The organism is Paenibacillus sp. EKM211P (genome assembly GCF_011066175.1).
Taxonomy (GTDB): Bacteria; Bacillota; Bacilli; order Paenibacillales; family Paenibacillaceae; genus Paenibacillus; species Paenibacillus polymyxa.
In genome coordinates this window covers 62,971-86,314 of the sequence record NZ_JAAMNS010000002.1, presented here as the reverse complement: position 1 = coordinate 86,314, position 23,344 = coordinate 62,971, and the positions used below count along the sequence as shown (strand labels likewise).

At 47.1% G+C, this 23,344-nt stretch carries 23 protein-coding genes and 1 other annotated feature; of the genes, 22 read left to right on the top strand and 1 reads right to left on the bottom strand.

From position 1 onward, the window contains the following. Positions 1-4 precede the first annotated feature (4 nt). From mraY to G9G57_RS03325, 21 genes are all read left to right on the top strand, one after another. Complete coding sequence (gene mraY / locus G9G57_RS03425; protein ID WP_013372092.1) at positions 5-973, top strand: phospho-N-acetylmuramoyl-pentapeptide-transferase; 969 nt, start codon at positions 5-7, stop codon at positions 971-973. A gap of 4 nt (positions 974-977) precedes the next feature. After that, positions 978-2,399 (top strand): UDP-N-acetylmuramoyl-L-alanine--D-glutamate ligase, encoded by a 1,422-nt coding sequence (gene murD, locus G9G57_RS03420; protein WP_164964479.1) that lies wholly within the window; start codon positions 978-980, stop codon positions 2,397-2,399. Between the two features lie 49 nt (positions 2,400-2,448). Further along, entirely contained in the window at positions 2,449-3,546 is a 1,098-nt protein-coding gene (gene spoVE / locus G9G57_RS03415; RefSeq protein ID WP_013372090.1) for a stage V sporulation protein E, read from the top strand. A gap of 6 nt (positions 3,547-3,552) precedes the next feature. Beyond that, positions 3,553-4,662, top strand: coding sequence for an undecaprenyldiphospho-muramoylpentapeptide beta-N-acetylglucosaminyltransferase (murG, locus tag G9G57_RS03410; protein WP_016821543.1), 1,110 nt, complete (start codon positions 3,553-3,555; stop codon positions 4,660-4,662). Positions 4,663-4,808: 146 nt separating this feature from the next. Further along, on the top strand, positions 4,809-5,714 hold the full coding sequence (gene murB / locus G9G57_RS03405; protein ID WP_016821542.1) for a UDP-N-acetylmuramate dehydrogenase: 906 nt from the start codon (positions 4,809-4,811) through the stop codon (positions 5,712-5,714). Beyond that, positions 5,704-7,014 carry a UDP-N-acetylglucosamine 1-carboxyvinyltransferase gene (gene murA / locus G9G57_RS03400; RefSeq protein WP_013372087.1) on the top strand — a complete coding sequence of 437 codons (1,311 nt, stop codon included), beginning with the start codon at positions 5,704-5,706 and terminating at the stop codon, positions 7,012-7,014. The genes murB and murA overlap by 11 nt, the downstream gene beginning before the upstream one ends. Positions 7,015-7,070: 56 nt before the next feature. Further along, positions 7,071-7,835: a cell division protein FtsQ/DivIB gene (locus G9G57_RS03395; RefSeq protein WP_017428129.1), complete on the top strand. Its 765-nt coding sequence runs from the start codon at positions 7,071-7,073 to the stop codon at positions 7,833-7,835. A gap of 199 nt (positions 7,836-8,034) precedes the next feature. Then, positions 8,035-9,306, top strand: coding sequence for a cell division protein FtsA (ftsA, locus tag G9G57_RS03390; RefSeq protein WP_031461774.1), 1,272 nt, complete (start codon positions 8,035-8,037; stop codon positions 9,304-9,306). Between the two features lie 67 nt (positions 9,307-9,373). Continuing rightward, complete coding sequence (gene ftsZ / locus G9G57_RS03385) at positions 9,374-10,498, top strand: cell division protein FtsZ (protein WP_013372084.1); 1,125 nt, start codon at positions 9,374-9,376, stop codon at positions 10,496-10,498. 191 nt (positions 10,499-10,689) lie between these two features. Further along, entirely contained in the window at positions 10,690-11,676 is a 987-nt protein-coding gene (spoIIGA, locus tag G9G57_RS03380) for a sigma-E processing peptidase SpoIIGA (RefSeq protein WP_126666838.1), read from the top strand. Between the two features lie 104 nt (positions 11,677-11,780). Beyond that, positions 11,781-12,521, top strand: coding sequence for an RNA polymerase sporulation sigma factor SigE (gene sigE, locus G9G57_RS03375; RefSeq protein WP_164964478.1), 741 nt, complete (start codon positions 11,781-11,783; stop codon positions 12,519-12,521). Between the two features lie 96 nt (positions 12,522-12,617). Beyond that, complete coding sequence (sigG, locus tag G9G57_RS03370; protein ID WP_013372080.1) at positions 12,618-13,400, top strand: RNA polymerase sporulation sigma factor SigG; 783 nt, start codon at positions 12,618-12,620, stop codon at positions 13,398-13,400. Between the two features lie 112 nt (positions 13,401-13,512). Then, positions 13,513-13,857, top strand: a complete 345-nt coding sequence (locus G9G57_RS03365) for a YlmC/YmxH family sporulation protein (protein ID WP_173426158.1) — start codon at positions 13,513-13,515, stop codon at positions 13,855-13,857. 82 nt (positions 13,858-13,939) lie between these two features. Beyond that, on the top strand, positions 13,940-14,824 hold the full coding sequence (gene pgeF / locus G9G57_RS03360; protein ID WP_029514420.1) for a peptidoglycan editing factor PgeF: 885 nt from the start codon (positions 13,940-13,942) through the stop codon (positions 14,822-14,824). An 8-nt stretch (positions 14,825-14,832) separates the two neighbouring features. After that, a complete protein-coding gene (locus G9G57_RS03355; RefSeq protein ID WP_016821536.1) occupies positions 14,833-15,534 on the top strand; it encodes a YggS family pyridoxal phosphate-dependent enzyme in 702 nt (233 codons plus the stop codon). Then, a complete protein-coding gene (locus G9G57_RS03350; RefSeq protein ID WP_013372076.1) occupies positions 15,525-15,977 on the top strand; it encodes a cell division protein SepF in 453 nt (150 codons plus the stop codon). Before G9G57_RS03355 ends, G9G57_RS03350 begins: the two co-directional genes overlap by 10 nt. 7 nt (positions 15,978-15,984) lie before the next feature. Beyond that, entirely contained in the window at positions 15,985-16,242 is a 258-nt protein-coding gene (locus G9G57_RS03345; protein ID WP_013372075.1) for a YggT family protein, read from the top strand. Between the two features lie 8 nt (positions 16,243-16,250). Further along, positions 16,251-17,033: a YlmH family RNA-binding protein gene (locus G9G57_RS03340; protein ID WP_016821535.1), complete on the top strand. Its 783-nt coding sequence runs from the start codon at positions 16,251-16,253 to the stop codon at positions 17,031-17,033. A gap of 172 nt (positions 17,034-17,205) precedes the next feature. Beyond that, positions 17,206-17,715 (top strand): DivIVA domain-containing protein, encoded by a 510-nt coding sequence (locus tag G9G57_RS03335; RefSeq protein WP_013311075.1) that lies wholly within the window; start codon positions 17,206-17,208, stop codon positions 17,713-17,715. 170 nt (positions 17,716-17,885) lie between these two features. After that, positions 17,886-18,164, top strand: a binding site (T-box leader). A gap of 78 nt (positions 18,165-18,242) precedes the next feature. After that, positions 18,243-21,332, top strand: a complete 3,090-nt coding sequence (ileS, locus tag G9G57_RS03330; RefSeq protein ID WP_016821534.1) for an isoleucine--tRNA ligase — start codon at positions 18,243-18,245, stop codon at positions 21,330-21,332. 140 nt (positions 21,333-21,472) lie between these two features. Beyond that, positions 21,473-21,865, top strand: a complete 393-nt coding sequence (locus G9G57_RS03325) for a DUF5665 domain-containing protein (protein WP_026065489.1) — start codon at positions 21,473-21,475, stop codon at positions 21,863-21,865. A gap of 12 nt (positions 21,866-21,877) precedes the next feature. Here G9G57_RS03325 and G9G57_RS03320 read toward each other — a convergent pair whose 3' ends face one another. Beyond that, entirely contained in the window at positions 21,878-22,618 is a 741-nt protein-coding gene (locus G9G57_RS03320) for a TraR/DksA C4-type zinc finger protein (RefSeq protein ID WP_016821531.1), read from the bottom strand. A gap of 234 nt (positions 22,619-22,852) precedes the next feature. Between G9G57_RS03320 and lspA the strand changes: the two genes are divergently transcribed. Then, complete coding sequence (gene lspA, locus G9G57_RS03315; RefSeq protein WP_013372070.1) at positions 22,853-23,344, top strand: signal peptidase II; 492 nt, start codon at positions 22,853-22,855, stop codon at positions 23,342-23,344.

Below are 23,344 nucleotides of genomic sequence, written 5' to 3'. Positions count from 1 at the left end.
TCCCATGGATATTCAATTATTACTGCTGACGATCGTCGTATCGTTTATACTGGCGGTCATTGCCGCTCCACTGCTCATTCCGCTGCTGCGGCGAATGAAATTCGGCCAGCAGGTCCGGGATGACGGGCCACAAAGCCATCTTAAAAAGATTGGTACGCCTACAATGGGCGGTATCGTAATCTTGCTGGCTTTTACGCTGACCTTTCTTAAGTTTTCAGCTATCAAAAATACGGACTTTTACGTTCTACTGGTTGCTACGCTCGGTTTTGGGCTGATCGGCTTTTTGGACGACTATATTAAAATCGTATTCAAACGCTCGCTCGGTCTGACGGCGCGTCAAAAGCTGTTCGGGCAGTTATTGTTTGGCGCGATTATGTGCTGGCTTCTGATTAGCAATGATCACAGCACGGCGATCGGTATCCCAGGCACCTCATGGTCATTTGATTGGGGCGGCTGGTTCTATTATCCGTTCATTATTATCATGATGTTGGCGATCAGCAACGCTGTCAATTTTACAGATGGGCTGGACGGGCTGCTGTCCGGTACAAGTGCGATTGCATTTGCTGCTTATGCCATTGTGGCGATTCAAGCAACCTCGCTTCCGGCTGCCGTTTGCGCAGCGGCCATGATTGGTGCTGTACTTGGTTTTCTCGTATATAATGCTCATCCTGCCAAGGTATTTATGGGAGACACAGGCTCGCTGGGAATCGGCGGAGCCATTGGTGCCATTGCCATTGTTACGAAAAGCGAAATTTTGTTTCTCATCATCGGTGGTGTATTCGTGATTGAAATGCTGTCCGTGGTCTTGCAGGTAGCTTCCTTTAAAACCCGTGGCAAGCGTATTTTCAAAATGAGCCCGATTCATCATCATTTCGAGCTGTCCGGCTGGTCCGAATGGCGCGTAGTTATCACATTCTGGGCTGTAGGACTGCTGTTGGCAGGACTCGGACTTTATCTCAACAAGGGGTTGTAGACAAATGAATCATCCAGACGCATACCGAGATCAGGAAGTCGTCATTATCGGTCTGGCCAAAAGCGGCGTACAAGTGGCCAAGGTGCTACATCAGGCCGGGGCAAAGCTCACAGTCAATGATAAAAAAGATAGGGAACAATGTCCCGAAGCTTCTGAATTAGAGGCTTTGGGAATTTCCGTTTTATGCGGGGGTCACCCGGAAGGACTGATTCATTCTGGAGTGAAACTGGTTGTCAAAAATCCAGGAATTCCTTACGCGGCCCCTCCCGTACAGAAAGCTGTCGAGCTCGGCATTGAGGTCGTGACCGAGGTTGAGGTCGCCTACCATCTATGTAAAGCTCCGATTATCGGAATTACTGGCTCCAACGGAAAGACGACCACGACCACTTGGGTGGGCAAGTTGTTGGAGGCATCCGGCATGAATCCGATCGTGGCTGGTAATATAGGTACGCCGTTATGCGAGGCGGCTGTGGACGCCAAGTCGGACGAGTGGATGGTTGTGGAGCTGAGCAGCTTTCAGTTAAAAGGAACAAAGGATTTCAAGCCCGCTGTAGCCTGCTTGCTCAATGTAGCTGAGACCCATTTGGACTACCACGGAGGCATGGAGGACTATGTTGCATCCAAGGCACGTCTATTTGCCAATCAAACAGCGTCGGATACCGCGGTGGTGAACTGGGATGATCCCGTCTGCCGGGAACTTGTGCCCTATATTCAAGCGAAGCAGCTTCCTTTCTCAATGACGGAACGTTTGCAGGAAGGGGTGTTCGCTGACCCGCCATACATACCGGATGTAACGGATGATATTGAAAGAAATATCGTATACCGTGATGGAAATGGGGTACTGCAACCCATTATAGGCGTGAACGATATTGGGCTTCCGGGTCGTTTTAACGTAGAAAATGCTCTAGCTGCTTGCGCAATCGCCATAGCCGCAGGCGCAGAACCAGCAAAATTGGTGGAACCATTAAGCTCTTTTCGCGGTGTAGAACATCGGCTTGAATATGTTTTAGAACACGGTGGAGTAGCTTATTACAACAATTCCAAAGCAACCAACTCCAAAGCGACCATGATGGCCTTATCTTCCTTTAAGCAACCCATCGTACTCATTGCCGGAGGATTGGATCGTGGCTCTGATTATGCGGAGCTTGTACCGTCCTTGCAGGATGGTGTGAAAGCCGTTGTGCTCTTGGGTGAGACACGGCATAAGCTGGCAGATCGGGCTCGTCAGGCTGGAATAGAGCATGTCAAGGTCGTCGATAATGGGGAGGATGCCGCCGCTACGCTCGTGGAGGCTGTAAACAAGGCAGCTGAATTTGCTGAGACGGGAGATGTGGTATTACTCTCACCCGCCTGTGCAAGTTGGGATATGTTCCAATCCTATGAAGAGCGTGGACGTATTTTTAAAGAGGCGGCGCATAAATTGTAAGTAGGGGGGTTGGATAAGCCCCTACTTTTATGCAAGGGGTGGCCTCCTGATGAAGCAATCTCGTCCGGCGCCAGATATATGGCTTTTCGTCTGTATTGTAAGCTTGTTAGCCATCGGCATGGTTATGGTATACAGCGCGGGCGCCGTCCTCGCTTTTCACGAGTACGGGGACTCCTACTATTTTGTTAAACGACAATTGTTGTTTGCGGGGCTCGGCCTTGTAGCCATGTACTTTACGGCCAGAACGGACTATCGGATTTGGCAGAAATATGCCAAGGTCGTATTGTTGATCTGTTTGGCTCTACTGGTTGCTGTTTTAATTCCTGGCATTGGTGTAGTAAGAGGTGGAGCACGAAGTTGGCTTGGTATTAGCTCTTTTGGCATTCAGCCTTCCGAGTTTATGAAGCTGGGCATGATTCTTTTTCTGTCTCAATGGCTCAGTCGTCCTGACTATGATATTAGCTCTTTTACGCGCGGGCTGTTGCCTCCGCTTGGGCTCATGGGACTGGCCTTTGGGCTCATCATGCTCCAGCCCGATTTGGGCACAGGCACCGTAATGATGGGAGCATCCATGCTGATCGTATTTACGGCAGGCGCGCGTATGAAGCATCTGGGTCTACTGGCCTTGTCGGGGGCAGCGGGGTTTGCTGCACTGATTGCAGCTGCTCCTTATCGACTCCAGCGTATTACCGCATTTCTGGATCCTTGGTCTGATCCGCTTGGTGCGGGTTATCAAATTATTCAATCGCTATATGCTATTGGTCCTGGCGGATTGGCGGGCCTGGGGCTTGGCATGAGTCGGCAAAAATACAGCTACGTTCCTGAGCCACAGACGGACTTTATCTTCTCTATACTGGCGGAGGAGCTTGGTTTTATCGGTGGAATGACGGTACTGGGGCTTTTTTTGGTCCTTGTTTGGAGAGGGATGCGTGTCGCTATTACCATCCCGGATACCTATGGCAGTTTGCTTGCAGTCGGTATTGTCGGAATGGTGGCGGTACAGGTCGTTATTAATATTGGTGTTGTTATCGGTTTAATGCCAGTGACAGGAATAACACTGCCCTTAATCAGCTATGGAGGTTCTTCACTGACCTTAATGTTAACTGCTCTGGGTATTTTATTAAATTTATCACGTTATGCGAGGTGAACGTTTATGCGCGTCGTGTTGAGCGGCGGCGGTACTGGAGGACATATATATCCAGCACTGGCCGTAGCCAGACAGTGCGAAGAAATAGATCCGGACGCTGAATTTTTATACATTGGCGGTCAACGAGGACTTGAAAGTAAATTGGTTCCTCAGGAAAAAATTCCATTTGAGGCTATTGATATCACAGGATTTCGTCGCAGCTTGTCTGTGGAAAATATAAAAACGATCATGCGCTTTTTCAAAGGAGTTCGCAGGTCCAAAGCATTATTAAAGAAATTTAAGCCAGATATCGTGATTGGCACCGGAGGATATGTATGCGGCCCTGTCGTTTATGCAGCTTCCAAGTTGGGAATCCCCAGCATTATTCATGAACAAAATGCAATTCCTGGATTGACTAATGCATTTTTGAGTCGCTATGTGGATACAGTGGCTGTTAGCTTTGAAGGCTCGGAAGGAGCTTTTCCCAAAGCTAAAAATGTACTATACACTGGGAACCCGCGTGCTACAACAGTTCGTCTGGCTAACCGGGATCGGGGATTTGCAACTATAGGGGTTCCGATGAACAGCTCTGTGGTCCTGGTGGTTGGCGGCAGCAGAGGGGCAAAGGCCATTAACGATGCCATGATTGCAATGGTTCCGCAACTTTCGCAACTGAAAGACGTCCATTTTGTATATGTAACCGGCGAATCTTATTATGAGCAAACGCTGGACAGCATACGAAATCAGATCGGCTCATTGCCCAATCATCTACACGTGCTCCCCTATATTCACAATATGCCTGAGGTGCTGGCTTGTACCTCTTTAATTGTTAATCGTGCAGGTGCCTCCTTCTTGGCAGAGATTACATCGCTCGGCATTCCGTCCATTCTGATTCCATCACCGAATGTGACGAACAACCATCAGGAGGCTAATGCTCGTACACTTGAAAAGGCAGGGGCTTCTGTCATGATCACAGAAAAGGAATTAAGTGGCCCGGCTCTGTTTCAATCTATAGCGGAAATTATGAAGGATGAGGCAAGGCGGAGCCAAATGGCGGAGCTGGCATCTGCGCTTGGCAAGCCTGACTCAGCAGATATTTTAGTAAAAGAAATGGAGCGTCTTGCCCATAATAGGTAGTCCGCAGCGCAGATTTGGGCGGTTGTCACACACTGGACGGTATTTACATAGGATACCCTATAGATTGTGACCATCACCCAGGCTGCCGGTTGTTAGGTGAGAGCCTTATAACGATGCGGGGCAAGCAACAAGGAGGTTTCAGTACAATGCAGCAATGGATGCCATTATTAGCGGAGCATGATATCGGAAAAGTGCTGGAGCATGAGCCGCTGTCCAAATATACGACCTGGAAGATCGGAGGCCCTGCCGATGCTCTTGTGATCCCGGATACCAAAGAGCAGTTGGCAAGGATTTTGAAGCTGGCTAGCGAGCACGGAATTCCCTGGATGCAGTTGGGGCGGGGCTCCAACATGCTCGTCTCTGACAAAGGGATTCGGGGACTGGTGATCAAGCTTGGACCAGGATTTGATTATGTTCGTTTTGAGGATGAACAGATCGTTGCTGGTGGAGGCGTTTCACTAGTTAAACTATGTGTTATGGCTAGCAAGCAGGGTCTGTCAGGCCTTGAGTTTGCTGGTGGTATTCCAGGATCGGTCGGTGGGGCTGTCTACATGAACGCCGGTGCCCACGGGTCTGATGTGTCACGAATATTCCAGTCCGCTGAGATTGTGCTGGATACAGGGGAATTGGCTGTGTACAATGCCGAGGATATGCACTTTAGCTATCGTCACTCCGTGCTGCATGAGCAACGTGGAATGGTGACAGAGGCAGTGTTCCAGATGAAGCGGGGGGACCGAGAGGAAATCTCAACAGCGCTAGCGGCTTTTAAAGACCGCCGTAGGCTGACCCAGCCGCTACAGTTAGCTTGTGCAGGAAGCGTGTTCCGTAATCCACCAGGAGACTATGCTGCCCGGCTTATTGAAAGCGCAGGTCTCAAAGGTTTGAAGGCGGGAGGCGCTGAGGTATCAGTACAGCATGCTAATTTCATTGTAAATACCGGTCAAGCGACAGCAGAGGACGTGCTTACCCTAATGAAGCATATTCAAAGTACAATATCATCTCAAACCGGCATCAAGCTAATTCCGGAGGTTTTCGTAGTGGGTGAGCGGTAAACTCGGAGGTGATACATTGGACAAATTGGTGATTGAGGGAGGCCGTCCCCTGTCAGGCACCATACGTATCCATGGGGCAAAAAATGCGGCACTACCTATTCTTGCAGCAAGTTTGCTTGCACAAGGTAAGGTGGAAATTCGGAATGTCCCCCATCTTTTAGACATTAAGGTCATGCTGCACATCCTAGAAAGACTTGGTTGCACATGCCGACATGAAGAGGAAACGGTATATGTGGATACATCGTCCGTCCGAACGTTCCAAATTCCTGAGGATTTGATGAAGCAAATGCGGTCATCTATCTTTCTAATGGGACCGTTGCTCGCTAGATACGGAGAAGTTTCCATTTATCAGCCCGGAGGCTGCGCCATAGGCGAGCGCAAAATTGATCTTCACCTGGAGGGCTTAAAAGCTCTTGGCGCAGAGATCGAGGAGAAAGACGAGCAAATTACGTTTCGAGCCCGTAAGCTGATCGGCTCGGACATCCACATGGATTTTCCGAGCGTAGGCGCAACAGAAAATATTATGATGGCTGCCGCGCTGGCCGAAGGACGAACAACGATTACCAATGCAGCGAGAGAGCCAGAGATTCAGGATCTTCAAAACTTTCTGAATGCCATGGGAGCCCATATTATCGGTGCTGGAACAGACACAATTACAATCACGGGGGTCAGTCAACTCAATCCTTGTACGTATGAGGTCATTCCTGACCGCATAGTAGCTGGAACGGTTATGATTGCAGCGGCAGCTACACGAGGTAGTGTGTCGTTGACACACTGCAATCCTTCCCACTTGTCTGCTCTGATTCACGTCCTCAGGCGGGCTGGTGTTCAAATTGGCATCTTGAATGATATAATGACCGTAAGTTGTATGAGTCGTCCCAAAGCAGTGGAGAGGATCGTTACCTCACCTTATCCGTCATTTCCGACGGATTTGCAATCTCAGGTCATGGTTCTATTATCTTTGGCGGACGGCTTCAGTGTCATGAAAGAGACTGTCTTCGAAAGCCGATTTAAACATGTAGATGAACTGAATGTAATGGGTGCTGATATTACGGTCGATGCGAATGCTGCTTTTATAAGAGGGGTTTCTCGTCTGTACGGGGCTACAGTAGAGGCTACCGATCTGCGGGCAGGGGCTGCACTAGTTATAGCCGGTCTAGCCGCTCAGGGACGTACCATTGTCGAGCAGGTTCATCACATTGACAGAGGATATGACCGGATCGAACGTCTTTTCCAGGGATTGGGTGCCCGAATGAGCCGTCAGTCTCCGGTGCCCGAGCAGCTGGATTTCGTAAATTAATGCCTATAATGTCCCTCCGTTAACGGGGGGACAAAGGGCTTTTGTGGAGAGAAGCTATGCCAAATGCTCAAATACCTGTTCTTAAAAAGAACAGAACGAAAAAAAGAACAAGCCGGAAGATTGCTATTCTTCTCATTTTGTTGTTTATTGTACTGCTCGCTGTTCTCTTTTTCCGTTCTTCGTTGAGTCAGGTTTCTGAAATTCGTTTTGATGGTAATGTATTTTCGACCCGGGAGCAACTTCTCAATCGAAGTGGTCTCGCTGTCGGAGATCAATATTTCGGAGTCAGTGCTTCCGACGTCTCTGAGAAGCTGCGGGAAATTCAGTCGATTCAGCAAGTCACAGTGGACAAGCAGTTTCCGGGCATCATTACGATTCACATTAAGGAGTTTGCTACAGTAGCTTACGAGTTACAAAGTGACGGTAGCCTGCGTGCTATTCTAGCAAATGGGACAAGCGTGGGCGTAGGTAGCAGTGGGATAGCGGTTGAAAAGCCTATTTTGACTAAATGGAAATCAGATGATCCCTACAAAGCGAAGCTGTGTGATGCTTTATCACGCATTCCGGGAGAATGGACAGCTGATATTTCGGAAATCATTCCGGCGCCGATTCCTTCTTTTCCAGACCGTATAAAAATGTACACGCGTTCCCAGTTTGAGGTTATTACAACTGTTTCACTGTTGAACTCTAAAATCAGCTATCTGAACCAGGTGCTAGAAACAGAAGAGCCTGGTGTGATCACAATGCTGGAGGCGGATTCCTACGTTCCATTTAAACCCGATACGAGCGAAGAGGGCCAAGAAAAAGATACTACTCAGTGATGTGAAAAAATGCTAGAATTGATTTTATGGGTAATAGACTTGCCTCCTTCTTTTTTCTTCAAATTTTTATGTGACTGCAACCATAAATTGGCTTCTAAAAAATTTGTAGAAAAAAGAGGGAAAGCATGGAGTATGTTGAATATGTACAGAGTGTGTTTAAAGAACGAAATTCATTTTGGAGTCAGGAGGTGCCACAGACTTGAGCAACAATGACATCATTGTTAGTTTGGACATCGGTACATCCAAAGTTCGGGCTATTATTGGGGAAATGAATAATGGAACCTTTAATATTATTGGAGTTGGATCTGCCGACTCGGAAGGGATTCGCAAAGGTGCAATTGTAGACATTGATCAAACCGTGCAATCAATCCGTAACGCCGTGGATCACGCAGAACGCATGGTTGGTATTCAAATAACAGAAGTGTATGTGGGGATCTCAGGCAACCATATTGGTCTGCAAAATAGTCATGGCGTAGTAGCCGTGTCCAACGAGGACCGCGAAATCGGTGAGGAGGACATTGAACGTGTACTGAAGGCAGCAGAAGTAATTGCCGTACCACCGGAGAGAGAAATTATTGACGTGGTAGCCAAGCAGTATGTCGTGGATGGCCTTGAAGGAATTCAGGACCCTCGTGGTATGATCGGTGTTCGTCTCGAAGTAGAGGCTACGATTGTTACTGGAGGCAAAACCCCGATACATAATCTGTTGCGCTGCGTTGAGAAAGCTGGCCTGAGGATTAAAGATCTCGTCTTGTTGCCTCTCGGAGCTGGACAGTTGTCTCTTTCGAAGGATGAAAAGGTGATGGGTTCCGTGCTGGTGGATATTGGTGCAGGTTCTACGAATGTGGCCATTTTCCAGGAAGGAACGATTGTTGCTACATCAACACTCCCAATCGGCGGAGAATTTGTAACCAATGATATTGCCTACGGACTGAGAACCCTTACCGATCAAGCCGAAAAAGTTAAACTCAAATACGGCTGCGCTTGGTATGATGATGCAGCAGCCGATGTCGTCTTTAAAGTGACCCGTATCGGCAGTAATGTAGATAAGGAGTTCAACCAACAGGATTTGGCTGCTATTATTGAGCCGAGAGTACAGGAAATTTTTCAACTCATTCAGGCGGAAGTTAAGCGCTTGGGTTACACAGAGCTTCCGGGGGGTTATATACTTACCGGAGGCACCGTCTCCATGCCTGGTGTACTTCAGGTGGCACAAAGCGAACTGGCCGCTTCCGTAAGGATCGCTGTACCTGATTTTATCGGTGTAAGGGATCCGGGATACACGAGCGGAGTTGGTATCTTGCATAATGCTATTCGTTACTATCGCGGGAGATCGACTAGTGTTAGCAACAGTGGCGGTAGTACCAAGAAGCCGACTAACCGAACCAAGAGCAGCAGTCCCGTTACGGAAGGCGAGCAGAAGCAGGGGTTGATTGAACGCTTAAAAAATATGTTCAGTGAATTTATATAACGTTCATTGCTAATTATGCCAATCATGGACGGGCCATCCATGCACATTGAGGGGGAGATGGAATAGTATGTTGGAATTTGATTTTGAAATGGAGAGCTTGGCTCAAATTAAAGTGATCGGCGTCGGAGGCGGCGGCAGCAATGCGGTTAACCGAATGATCGAAAATGGAGTTCAGGGTGTAGAGTTTATTACTGTCAATACAGATGCCCAGGCGCTTCACTTGGCGAAGTCTGAGCATAAGCTTCAAATTGGCGATAAGCTGACTCGTGGTTTGGGTGCCGGGGCTAACCCTGACGTGGGTAAAAAAGCGGCTGAAGAGTCGCGTGAGCTCATTATGAATACGCTCAAAGGCGCGGATATGGTATTCGTAACTGCGGGAATGGGTGGCGGTACAGGAACCGGAGCGGCTCCTGTCATTGCTGAAATTGCTAAGGAGTGCGGTGCGCTGACTGTAGGCGTGGTAACCCGACCATTCACATTTGAAGGGCGTAAACGCTCCAATCAAGCTGAACTTGGCATTGAGGGATTGAAAGAAAAAGTAGATACCTTGATTGTAATCCCGAATGATCGCTTGCTTGAAATTGTGGACAAGAAAACTCCGATGCTGGAAGCATTCCGTGAAGCAGATAATGTTCTACGTCAGGCCGTACAAGGTATTTCGGATTTGATCGCTGTACCGGGTCTGATCAATCTTGACTTCGCTGACGTAAAAACGATCATGACGGAGCGTGGTTCCGCGTTGATGGGGATTGGCGAAGCGACGGGTGAAAATCGTGCGGCTGAGGCAGCGCGCAAGGCTATCATGAGTCCGTTGCTAGAGACATCCATAGAAGGTGCGCGTGGTGTCATTATGAACATCACTGGCGGCACCAATTTGTCTCTATACGAAGTCAATGAGGCGGCTGAAATTGTAACATCAGCTTCCGATCCGGAAGTGAACATGATTTTCGGTGCTATCATTGATGAAGACTTGAAAGAAGAGATTAAGGTTACCGTGATCGCCACTGGTTTTGAAGGTAAGCCGAGCCAACCAGCACCGGGACGTAGACCAGCAGCTAACCCAGCGGCTTCCGAAGCAACGGAAAAGTCCTCTCCTAACTTGCGTCCATTCGGTAACACTCAAAGCAGTGACCAATTGGATATTCCGACATTCTTACGTAACCGTTCACGCAATAATAATAACGATAACTAGTTTATATCTAGACAGCCCGCATCCTCTTTGGAGATGCGGGCTTCTTTCTGTTTTCTCCGCATCCCGCACGGCCAGTGCTTCTCCTCTTTCCGACAAAATTAGTCGGACACCGTCCCCACCGTTAGACAGACTTTGAACCATATGACTACTATACTTAAGCCTATCCTGCAAAATGCTGGGCGGGTGAATCCTTGGTTGTTTATATCGATTTAATTTTCTTGGCCAATTTGTTCATTGATGCTGTGTTGCTAATGGCCACCGCCTGGATGAGAAAGATTCGTCCAGTGTGGTGGCGATTGATGACTTCAGCTGGAATTGGCGCAATGTACGTAGTCATGATGTTTGTGCCGGAACTGTCATTTTTATTTACGTTTCTAATCAAGCTGGCCTTATCGGTCATCATGCTGCTGGTGGCCTTTGGTTTTGGCAGCATGCAAAAGTATCTTCGTACAATGGGTGCCTTTTACATGATCAATTTTGTAGCAGCAGGTGGCATTTTGGGGATGCATTATTTTCTCCAAAATACGGGGGAATTGTTTAATGGCATCTGGTATACCGCATCAGGTGGAATGTCTTTTGAATTGAAAATCGCATTCTGGTTTATTTTATGCGCATTTGGCGGAGTGATGCTTTTCTTTCGTATTGTGCAGTCCTCGAAGCAGCGCACAGAAAGGATGAGTGGCTTTTTGGGGCAAGTACAGGTGTGGATTGGGCAGGATCATATTGAGTGTACAGGCTTGTTGGATACAGGTAACCAACTGCATGATCCTTTGACCCGAACCCCAGTAATGGTGATGGAGGCGGCTTTGTGGGAATCGTATTTACCCGCTTCCTGGCTCCAAAAATGTTCTGAGGGTAATGCTGATCAACTAGTGATGGATCTGGGGGAGGAACCGTTCAACTGGCAGGATCGTGTTCGTCTCGTTCCCTATCGTGGAATTAACAAAAGTCATTCCTTTATGCTCGCACTCAAACCAGATCGAGTAGAGGTGGTGATGAATGGGATTCATTTTGTACATCATCGAGTGCTGATTGGCTTGGACGGGGGAAAGTTGTCGGCAGAGGGCAAATACCATGCCATCATCCATCCAGATGTGACGGCACACGAAGAGGGGGGTGCTGATTCAAGCTTGAAACGAGAAGCATATGCTAGTGATCATTTTACAGAATCAGGATAATGGAGAAGAGTACAGGACAAGGTTTAAAGACGAGGAGAAACATTCGATGCTGAAATGGACGGAGCCAGTAAGACTTGTACTATTTCCAAAAGGGGGAGAATGATATGAGGGAACAAATGAATTTAAAGATGAAATTTAGGCTAGCATGGCAACTGCAATATTATCGTATTTTATTTTTATTCGGGCTGAAAAGTGAAGAAATTTATTATATTGGCGGTAGCGAGGCGCTCCCCCCTCCATTAACAAGAGACGAGGAAGAGTATTTGCTTGGAAAGCTTTCTTCTGGAGATGCAGCAGTGAGGTCGATGCTAATTGAGAGAAACTTGCGGTTAGTCGTGTATATCGCCCGTAAATTTGAAAATACGGGAATCAACATTGAGGATCTCGTATCCATCGGTGCTATTGGGCTGATCAAAGCGGTGAACACTTTTGATCCAGAGAAGAAAATCAAACTTGCCACCTATGCATCTCGATGCATTGAAAATGAGATTTTAATGTATTTGCGTCGTAATAGCAAAACGAGAACGGAAGTTTCTTTTGATGAGCCTCTGAATATCGATTGGGATGGTAATGAGTTGTTGCTTTCCGATGTGATGGGCACGGAAAATGATACCATTTACCGTAATATTGAGGAGCAAGTAGATCGTAAATTATTGCATAAGGCACTGGATAAGTTGACGGATCGAGAGCGTTTGATTATGGAACTGCGCTTCGGCTTACAAGACGGAGAAGAGAAGACACAGAAGGATGTTGCTGACCTGCTGGGTATATCGCAATCGTATATTTCGCGTCTGGAAAAACGAATTATAAATCGCTTACGAAAAGAATTCAATAAAATGGTATAATGCTTGGGGATATCCGGAAGCGATGGAAACGGCGAATAAAAAAATGCCCTCAGGAGATAATGTACATTAATGTTGCTCCTTGGGAGGTAAGACACGATGACCCGAAACAAAGTGGAAATTTGCGGTGTGGATACCGCCAAACTGCCGGTATTAACCAATGCAGAGATGCGCGAGTTGTTCACATCACTTCAGCAAAATAATGAACGATCAGCCAGAGAAAAATTGGTCAACGGCAATCTCCGGCTCGTCCTGAGTGTGATTCAGCGTTTTAACAATCGGGGGGAGTTTGTGGACGATTTGTTCCAGGTAGGATGCATCGGCCTGATGAAGGCGATTGATAATTTTGACCTTTCGCAAAACGTAAAGTTCTCCACTTATGCGGTGCCGATGATCATCGGAGAGATCCGCCGTTATTTGCGGGATAACAATCCGATCCGTGTGTCCCGTTCGTTGCGGGATATTGCATATAAGGCGCTTCAGGTGCGGGACAGTCTGACAAATCTGAACTCGCGGGAACCAACGATTTTTGAAATATCAGAGGTGCTGAACGTGCCTAAAGAAGATGTTGTGTTCGCATTGGATGCGATTCAGGATCCAGTTTCGCTGTTCGAGCCGATATATCACGACGGGGGCGACCCAATCTATGTGATGGATCAGATCAGTGATGACAGAAATAAAGACGTCTCATGGATTGAGGAAATCGCTCTCCGGGAAGCGATGCATCGCCTGGGCCAGCGTGAAAAGATGATATTGTCTATGCGTTTTTATGAAGGAAAGACGCAAATGGAGGTTGCCGACGAAATCGGTATCTCTCAAGCCCAGGTTTCGAGATTAGAGAAGTCGGCTATACAGCAAATGCAAAAACATGTAAAGTCCTAATGAAATGAATGCTTGAATGATTCAGTGATAAAAACGATCCCGTGCGGATCGTTTTTGCGTTTGCAGGACATTTTTTGGGCTCTCCCACTCATATAGTGAAATAAAGGATGTGATGCGTGTGAATGCACCGGAAACATCAGTAAGAGCCATGAAAATTTCCGAGTTTCAAACCAAGGATGTCATTAACATTGTAGATGGACGACGTCTAGGACAAATCAGTGATCTGGAGATTGACGTACGACAAGGGAAAATTGAAGCTATTGTGGTTCCGGGCAGCAGCCGATTCATGGGTTGGTTTGGAGGGGGAAGCGAATTGGTTATTCCGTGGCGCAACATTGTGAAAATTGGTTCGGATGTTGTGCTTGTTCGACTGGAGGGATTGCATGAGCCGCCGGATGAGAGGGAGGAAAAGTCTTATATCGAACGTCAGGAGCGGAATGACCGACGGGGCTTTTGAACAGCAGGTACACGTAATTTAGTATGTTGTGAAGACACAGCGGCGGCTTTTTGGTACACTGGGCAGTAGAGGTGAGAACGAAATGGAACCGTTTATAGTGAATACCGAGGCTAGAGGGACTACGCCCATGCAAGATGGCGGACGTCCCGTGCCAGAGTTGTTATATATCCAATCTTGGGAGCGGCAGGTTCAGGGATTAACAGTGGGGTTTACAGGGCGTCATGGCGGTGTCAGCGAAGCGCCATACGACAGTTTGAACTGTGCGTTTCATGTAGGCGATGACCCCGTGAAAGTCATTCGCAATCGCCGACTGATTGCTGAGCAGCTTGGTTTTGCTGCTGAAGCGTGGACGTGCGGCGAGCAGGTCCACGGTAATCATGTTGCTGCTGTCCAGGCTACCGATCGTGGGCGAGGCTTTATGGATCGTGCCTCAGCTTTTCAGGACACAGATGGACTTGTGACGAATATACCAGGCATTTTGCTGACGTCTTTTTATGCGGACTGTGTACCCTTATATTTTTGTGATCCCGTGCATCGTGTGATTGGATTGGCGCATGCAGGCTGGAAGGGAACAGTTGCGGAGATTGCGGTGAAAATGGTGCAGACCATGCAAACTGAATATGGATCTCAGCCGTCCGATATACTAGCAGCTATTGGTCCTTCTATTGGTCCTGAATCCTATGAGGTAGATGAGCATGTGATGAACCAAATCCGGGTTTTAGAGCATGATTGCCCGGGTAATGATAAATGGGAAGGTTCTGTTTATTTCCCCTTAACCGGTGGAAAAACACTACTCGACTTGAAACAATGCAATCGACACATTATGATGAAAGCAGGAATATTGCCGAGCCATATCGAATGTACTACCTTGTGCACGAGTAGCCGCAGCGATTTATTTTTTTCATATCGCAAGGAAGGCGGCGTTACAGGAAGAATGGCGAGTTGGATTGGTCTGGAAGAGAGGTGAGTCCTCCCGTGTCTTTGGAGGAACGAATTAAAGAAGTTAACGCCCGTATCGAAGCGGCATGTGCCCGTAGCGGACGTTCGCGTGATGAAGTAAATGTGATCGCTGTCACGAAATATGTTTCGGCGGCGGCAATGGCATCCGTATTGGATAACGACTTGGAGCATGTGGGCGAAAATCGCTGGCAGGATGCTGCGGATAAATGGAGCAAGTTGGGTGATCGGGGAACGTGGCATTTTATTGGTCATCTCCAAACGAATAAGGTTAAAGATGTAATTGGAAAATTTAAATTTATACATTCGCTTGATCGCTTATCGCTTGCTCAGGAATTGGACAAGAAGGCAGCCGCTTTGGGACTGCGAGTCAAAGCTTTTGTGCAAGTCAATATTTCTGGGGAAATTTCAAAATACGGCTTATCCTCCGAGGCAGTTGCCCCTTTCCTAGAACAAATTCGCGAGTTGGAACATGTGGATGTAATCGGCCTGATGACCATGGCTCCTCATGAGGAAAACCCAGAACATACTCGACCTGTGTTTCGGGGATTACGTGAACTGCGTGATCGGTTAAATGGACAAGCTTTGACTAAAGAACCTATCGTTCACTTGTCTATGGGGATGTCCAATGATTTTGAAGTGGCGGTTGAAGAAGGAGCGACTTGGTTGCGGCTTGGTTCCGTACTGGTCGGACGAGAGGAGGATTTTCAGTGGGCGTAATGAATAAGTTCATGAACTTTCTGGGCCTTCAGGAAGAAGAGGAAGTTATAGAGCGAGAGGTTATGAATACGCCGGAAGATCAAGAAATTGAAACCCCAAGCTTTGATAAACGTAAGAACCAGAAGGGCACGAATGTTGTCAGCATCCATTCACAAAAAAATGTGAAAGTTGTTCTGTATGAGCCGCGTTCTTACGATGAAGCACAGGAAATCGCCGACCATATCCGTTCCCACCGCACCGTCGTGGTTAACTTGCAACGAATTCGCAAGGATCAGGCGCTACGCATCATTGATTTTTTGAGTGGCACTGTGTATGCACTGAGTGGCGGCATTTCGAAGGTCGGTAACAATATTTTTCTGTGCACACCGGATACGGTTGAAATTCAAGGCTCCATTACGGAGATACTGGCTGACACTGAACAAGAACTTAACAGAATGAGGTGAGCTTTTCTTGATCGAGGTAATTTACTGGCTATTTCAGATTTATTCGTACATGATCATTGCATATGTCCTGCTGTCATGGCTTCCTAATGCCAGAGAGAGTGTGATCGGTGATTTACTTGCCAGGTTTGTGGAGCCATATTTGTCTCCTTTCCGCAGGTTTATACCGCCAATCTTCGGGATGATTGATATTTCACCTATCGTAGCGCTGATTGCTCTGCGTTTTGCATCGTACGGTTTGATTTCTTTAATCGGCAATTTCGTCTAGGAGGATTTATGCGGACTGAGATTTATGAGCATTTTCACCCGGATGAACGGGATTATGTGGATCGTGCTTCCGAATGGATCAGTCATGCGGGAGCTTATCATGAGCAGAAGCTGACTGATTTTTTGGATCCGCGGCAACAGTACATATTGGAGACACTTGCTTCGAAGGAAGACAAGGTCACGATTAGGGTAGATGGCGGATACATGGCTTCGGAACGAAAGCGGGCGCTGATTGCGCCCGATTATTCGTATTTGGACGATAAGGAAATGGGAATTCAGGTCCTTTCCATCACTTCTGATGATCATAAAATCAATACCCTTGAGCACGGTGATTATCTAGGTGCCATTTTGGGGCTTGGAATCAAGCGTGGCAAAATCGGCGACATTCACGTGCTGGATGATGGGTGTCATGTATTGGTGGCGTCAGAGATTGGAGATTTTATGACTATGCATTTGCAGCAGGTACATCGTGTTCATGTATGGACAGAACTGTTGCCAGTAGCAAGTCTCCGAACGAAGGAAGTTGCATTAGAGGCGATGGATCTGACGGTGGCTTCTTTGCGTCTGGACGGGATTGCTAGTGACGTCTACAAATTGAGCCGCAGTAAAATATTAACACCGATTCGAGCGGGACGATGTCGGGTAAACTGGAAGGTGGAGGAGAATCCATCGACTTCACTTAAAGTTGGGGACGTTATTTCCATGCAGGGATTTGGGCGTTTTAAAGTGCTTGAAACAGACGGGATGACAAAAAAAGGTAGATTCCGTGTCAAAATTGGTAAGTTTGTATAGCTGAAGGCAGGATTCATGAGATTTCTGTCGAAAGAATTAACCTATAGCGTTGAACTGGAACGATTTTGCTCTGTACAGTATTCACAAAACGGGGTATGATGACCGATAGATGATATTGAGCGTCGTGACGCGGAAAATGAATTTTTTGTCAATCTTATAGGAGGTGGACGGCATGCCATTAACGCCATTGGATATACATAATAAGGAATTTGCCCGCCGGCTTCGCGGTTATGACGAGGATCAGGTTAATGAATTTTTGGATCAGGTGATCAAGGACTACGAGGGCGTTATCCGTGAAAATAAAGAATTGAGCACCCAGTTGTTGAACGTACAGGAGAAGCTCGATCATTTCGCGACGATTGAGGATACACTGAGCAAGACAATTATTGTCGCGCAGGAAGCAGCTGATGAAGTTCGCAACAACGCCAAGAAAGAATCTCAACTGATCGTGAAGGAAGCGGAAAAAAATGCGGATCGTATTGTGAACGAAGCATTGTCCAAATCCCGTAAAATCGCGTTGGAGGTTGAAGAGCTGAAGAAACAGGCTTCAATTTACCGAGCACGGTTTCGTACATTGGTGGAAGCGCAGCTCGACTTGTTAAGCCAAGATGGCTGGGAAGCACTTGAAAACCGTGAACGCGAAGTGCTGGAGCGCGAGCGTGAAATGAAAGAAATTTACTAATTTTGATTTCTGACAAGCTTTTATTCGGTCTTGTTAGGGTTGACTTTTATCTTTAAACAGGCTATAACTGTAAATACTATACTGAATTCAACGATTATCCGTCTATCGGTTGATGGTTGTTATTCAAGGCAACGATGTTGCTGATTTAAGATTTCGATGAATTTAACATGTTTAATTCGTTGATGGGAACGAGTACGTCATGATTTGTCCCTCAGAGAGTTGGCCTACCGGTGCAAGCCAACGTTCAGAACATGACTGAAGATCCTCCCGGAGAAGTGAGCTGAAGCGCTTAAACTTGGGGCGTGTGTAAGCGATCACCGTTTGCCATGCGTTATAATGGCGCCCTGCTGAAGTAGAGTAGGGCTCAGAGAGTCGTGACAAGATCGTCTTTTTAGATTGGTCTATTTACGGAATCAGGGTGGTAACGCGAGCACAGTCTCGTCCCTTTTACAGGGATGGGGCTTTTTTTGTTGCTTTTTTAAGTGCGCTAGAACAATCAATGATGAGCAGAGAGGAAGTATAACGTTATGAACAGAGTGGATGTTAAAGAAAAAGCACGGTCACGTGACCTACGCATCCTGAGCAAATGGAAACAGGAGGACACATTCCGTAAATCCATTACCAATCGTGAAGGAAAGCCCAATTTTGTGTTTTATGAGGGCCCACCAACAGCTAACGGCAAACCACACATCGGTCATGTGCTGGGTCGCGTAATTAAGGATTTCGTCGGCCGCTATCAGACTATGAAGGGATATCGTGTCGTACGGAAGGCGGGTTGGGATACGCATGGCCTGCCGGTGGAACTGGGTGTGCAAAAGCAACTGGGGATCTCCCACAAACCTGAAATTGAAGAATATGGTGTTGAGAAATTTATTAAAAAATGTAAAGCGAGCGTGTTTGAATACGAGCAGCAATGGCGCGATTTAACCGAAGCGATCGGATACTGGACAGACCTTGATCACCCGTACATTACCTTGGACAATAACTATATCGAGAGCGTATGGAACATTTTGGCGACGATTCATGAGAAAGACCTGCTGTATCGTGGTCATCGTGTGAGTCCGTATTGCCCGGATTGTCAGACGACGCTAAGTTCCCATGAAGTAGCACAGGGCTACAAAGATGTAAAGGATCTGAGTGCCACGGCCAAATTCAAGCTGCATAGCAGTGGTGAATATGTACTGGCCTGGACGACAACACCTTGGACCTTGCCGAGCCACGTGGCGCTCGCTGTCAACCCTGAGCTGGAATACGCACGTGTGAAGCAAGAAGATGGTGTATACATCGTTGCTAAAAATCTGGTTGAGACCGTAATTAAAGGTGATCATGAAGTGATTGGCACACTATCGGGTTCTGAACTGGTAGGCCAAACCTATACCCCGCCATTTACTTATTTTCAGGTGGAAAAGGGTAACCAAATTCTGGGTGCGAAGTTCGTAACAGACTCCAGCGGTACAGGTATCGTTCATATGGCTCCGGCACATGGTGAGGATGACTATCGCGTATGTCGTGAAAATGGTGTTGGGTTTATCAACGTAGTGGATCTTCAAGGTAACTATGTAGCTGAAATCACTGATTTTGCAGGCCGTTTTGTGAAAGATTGCGATGTAGATATTGTGAAAATGCTATCCGAAAAAGGTTTGCTGTACAGCAAGGAAAAATACGAGCATAGCTATCCGTTCTGCTGGCGCTGCGATACTCCATTACTGTACTATGCTATGGACAGCTGGTTTATCAAAACAACTGCGATCAAGGATCAACTGATTGCCAACAACAGCGAAGTTGAATGGTACCCAGGTCATGTACGCGAAGGACGCTTTGGCAAGTTTTTGGAGGAACTGGTGGACTGGAACATCAGTCGTGATCGCTATTGGGGTACACCGCTTAATATCTGGGTTTGTGAGGAAACTGGAGAACAGTTCGCACCCCACAGTATTGCTGAGTTGAGAGAACGTGCGATTGGGGACGTGCCGGCGGATATCGAGCTACACAAACCATATGTAGATGATATCAAGGTTCGTAGCCAATGCGGTAAATACGAAATGACTCGCACACCGGAAGTCATCGACGTATGGTTCGATAGCGGTTCTATGCCGTTTGCACAGCATCATTATCCTTTTGAGAATAATGAAACGTTCGAGCAGCAATTTCCAGCAGATATGATCTGTGAAGGGATTGACCAGACTCGTGGCTGGTTCTATAGCTTGCTTGCGGTTTCGACGATGCTGACTGGCAAAGCTCCTTACAAAGCTGTCATGGCAACAGGCCATGTACTGGATGAGCAGGGTCAGAAAATGTCCAAATCGAAGGGCAATGTTATCGATCCGTGGGAAGTAATTGACGAGTACGGTACAGACGCTTTCCGCTGGGCATTGCTCTCCGATAGCGCACCATGGAATAGCAAACGTTTTTCCAAAGGCATCGTAGGCGAAGCTAAATCGAAGCTGGTAGATACGCTTGTCAATACACACGCATTTCTGACCTTGTATGCAGATATTGACGGATTTGATCCGGCACAGCATCCGTTCAAGCCATCGGCACACAAATTGGATCGCTGGATTTTGTCCCGTCTGAACAGCTTAATTTTGGTTGTGGACAAAGCATTGTCTGTCAATGACTTCCTGAACTCTGCCAAAGCGATTGAGTCGTTTGTGGATGAACTGAGTAACTGGTATATCCGTCGTTCACGTGATCGATTCTGGGGTAACGGGCTTACAGAAGATAAACTGGATGCGTACCGCACACTGACGGAGGTGCTGTTAACGACGGCGAAGCTGCTTGCACCGTTCACACCGCTGCTTGCTGAGGATATTTACCTCAACCTGAGCAATGGGGAAAGTGTTCATCTGGATGACTATCCGTCTGCCAATGAATCCTTAATTGATCTGGAACTGGAGCGAGATATGGAAACGGCACGTCGCGTCGTTGAATTAGCACGTAATGTCCGTAACGAAACGGGTTTGAAAACACGTCAACCGTTGTCTGAGTTGATTCTGTCTATGGATCAGGATTTTGACCTGGGTGGCTATGAGGAAATCATCAAAGATGAGATCAATGTGAAGCATATTCATGTTGAGACGGACGATAGCGGATTTGTAGATTTTACATTGAAGCTGAATTTGAAAGTGGCAGGCAAGAAATACGGCAAAAATGTCGGATTCCTACAAAATCTTTTCAAGGGAATGTCTGCTGAAGAAACTCGTTCTGTTGTAGAAAAAGGGGTACTGAACGTGGCTTCTCCAGAAGGAGAAGAGTTGCAAGTTACAGCTGAGGAATTGCTGGTGGAGAAAAAAGCGAAAGAAGGCTTCGCTTCTGCTTCTGGCTATGGCTTAACGGTAGCGTTGAACACAGACATTACACCGGAGCTTGAGCAAGAGGGCTGGGTACGTGAAGTGGTTCGTGCGGTACAAGACTACCGCAAAAAGCTGGATCTGCCGATTGAAAAGTATGTAGCATTGACGTTGGATGTAGACAACGATTTGCGTCAGGCGATCGAAAGCTTCGACTCTGTGTTGCGTGAGAACGTATTGGTAACCACGGTGACATTTGGTCAAGCCGAACCAGCGGAACATGTAGAAGTGAATGGCAAAACGATCGGCGTTCATATTGGGGAATAATTACAAGCCCCCTGTCCCATAATACAATAACAGGCAGCATATAAAAACGAGCCTAAGCATCGGAAACGGGTTTCCTCCGTTACGTGCTTCGGCTCGTTTGCTGCTTTCGGGGCAGCCATCGGAAAAGGGGGATTGTGCATATGACAGCACGGTCAAGGCGCAGACTGGGAAGGAGTCTCCGAGGGATGAACGGAGAAGGGGCCGCCATAGCCTCAGATAAGGGAATAGCAGGTGACCAGGCAGAGAAACTAAGTCGTGTGGAAAAGCTGGTGCAAGCTGTATCAGAGCAGATGGAACGAACACGTATTGCAGATTACGCTTTGCTGCTGAATAAGCCTTGGCGATTACTTTGGCTAAACCTAATATCAGGTGTTTCCCGTGGAATCGGCATTGCGCTAGGATTTACTTTTTTTGCCGCTACCATAATTTATGTGCTGCAAGTGCTCGGAGCGTTGAATTTGCCGATTATCGGTGATTATATCGCTGATATTGTACGGATCGTACAGCGACAATTAGAGCTTACTACCTACTAGGGCGTTTCACTTTTAAGCTTCCGATTCGTCCTCGTGCAAATCCGGCTCCAGCAGACCTTCACCCTCGCCATCTTCTATATAACGCTGATAAATAGAACTGCGGACAATGGATACATTTCTGCCATAAATGTCAGTAGCGACAAAGCTTTCATATGGCTCTACGAAGCCCATATTATCATCGCCAGCTTCAATTTCCATATCATCATAGCGGTGGATTTCACCACTTTCCGCCATGGCCGGGGTGTTAGAGGTTCCCCAATTTTCAACGATCTGCCAAGCATCTTCACCGTCAAAGCCGTTTTGTTCTTCACGCTCATCCAGGCTTGTTCTACCGAACGCGGGAGCGAGAAATTCTTCCTCCACCGGACGGTTGTTGGATACTTCTGTTTCAGGACTGTATTCTTTGCAATAAATGGTATAGGGAACAGCCAACAGGCGTTCATAGGGGATGGGTTTGCCGCTGGCGGCGCAAATGCCATAGGTTCCCTTATCCATAGCCATCAAGGCTGATTTGATACGTTCCAATTGAAACTCGTCATGCTCCAGTAAGGAAATATCTTTGGCTCGCTCATAGGTTTCGGTAGCTAGATCGCCTGGATGGTTATCGATGGGAGAAAGCTCACCGGTTTGGTCGCGTTGAGAATCGCCGAGTCCATAATGGTCGTTGTTTTGCAAACGATGCTCAATTTCCTTTTTGCGTTCCAGCAGTTCGTTACGCAAGCCCTGCAATTGTTGCTCCGTCAATGGGGACATGGAATCCTCTCCTTGTTCTAGATTTACATGCATGCAATGTGTCAGGTATGCTCCTTGTAGTGTGCACCGGGAAGACCTCTTTTACATAGGAAATTCTAATCAAATGTGATTGAGTTCATTCCATTTAAGGACTATGCTCGATAGCCTGCAGGACTCGTGGACGATCTGAGAAGGCTTATGCTACAATAAATGGGTTCGACAACGGATATAAGCGGATCGGAGTGACGAAGGACTGTGATTTATTTTGGTATTGCGCTAATTATTTTTTTGATTGATCAGGGTGTCAAATATTTGGTGGCTACGCGGATGGAATTGTACGAGCAAATACCAGTCATCGGCAATTTCTTTTTAATCACCTCTCATCGTAATCGCGGAGCCGCTTTTGGGATTTTGGAAGGGCAACGCTGGCTTTTTATCGTGATTACAATTGTAGTTGTGATCGGTATCGTATGGTACCTGAGAAAAACGGTCAGAGCTGGGCAAAAACTACTTCCTGTTGCGCTAAGTTTGGTGCTTGGGGGAGCGGTTGGTAATTTTTTGGATCGAGCTATTTCTGGAGAAGTAGTTGATTTTGCACAGTTCAATTTTGGAAGCTACACATTCCCGATTTTTAATGTGGCAGACTCGGCAATTGTCATCGGTGTTGCACTGATTATTTTGGATACATTGCTGGAATCGCGTCGGGAAAAAGGGAATGGCAATGATAGCGTTGAAGGGAAGTCATAG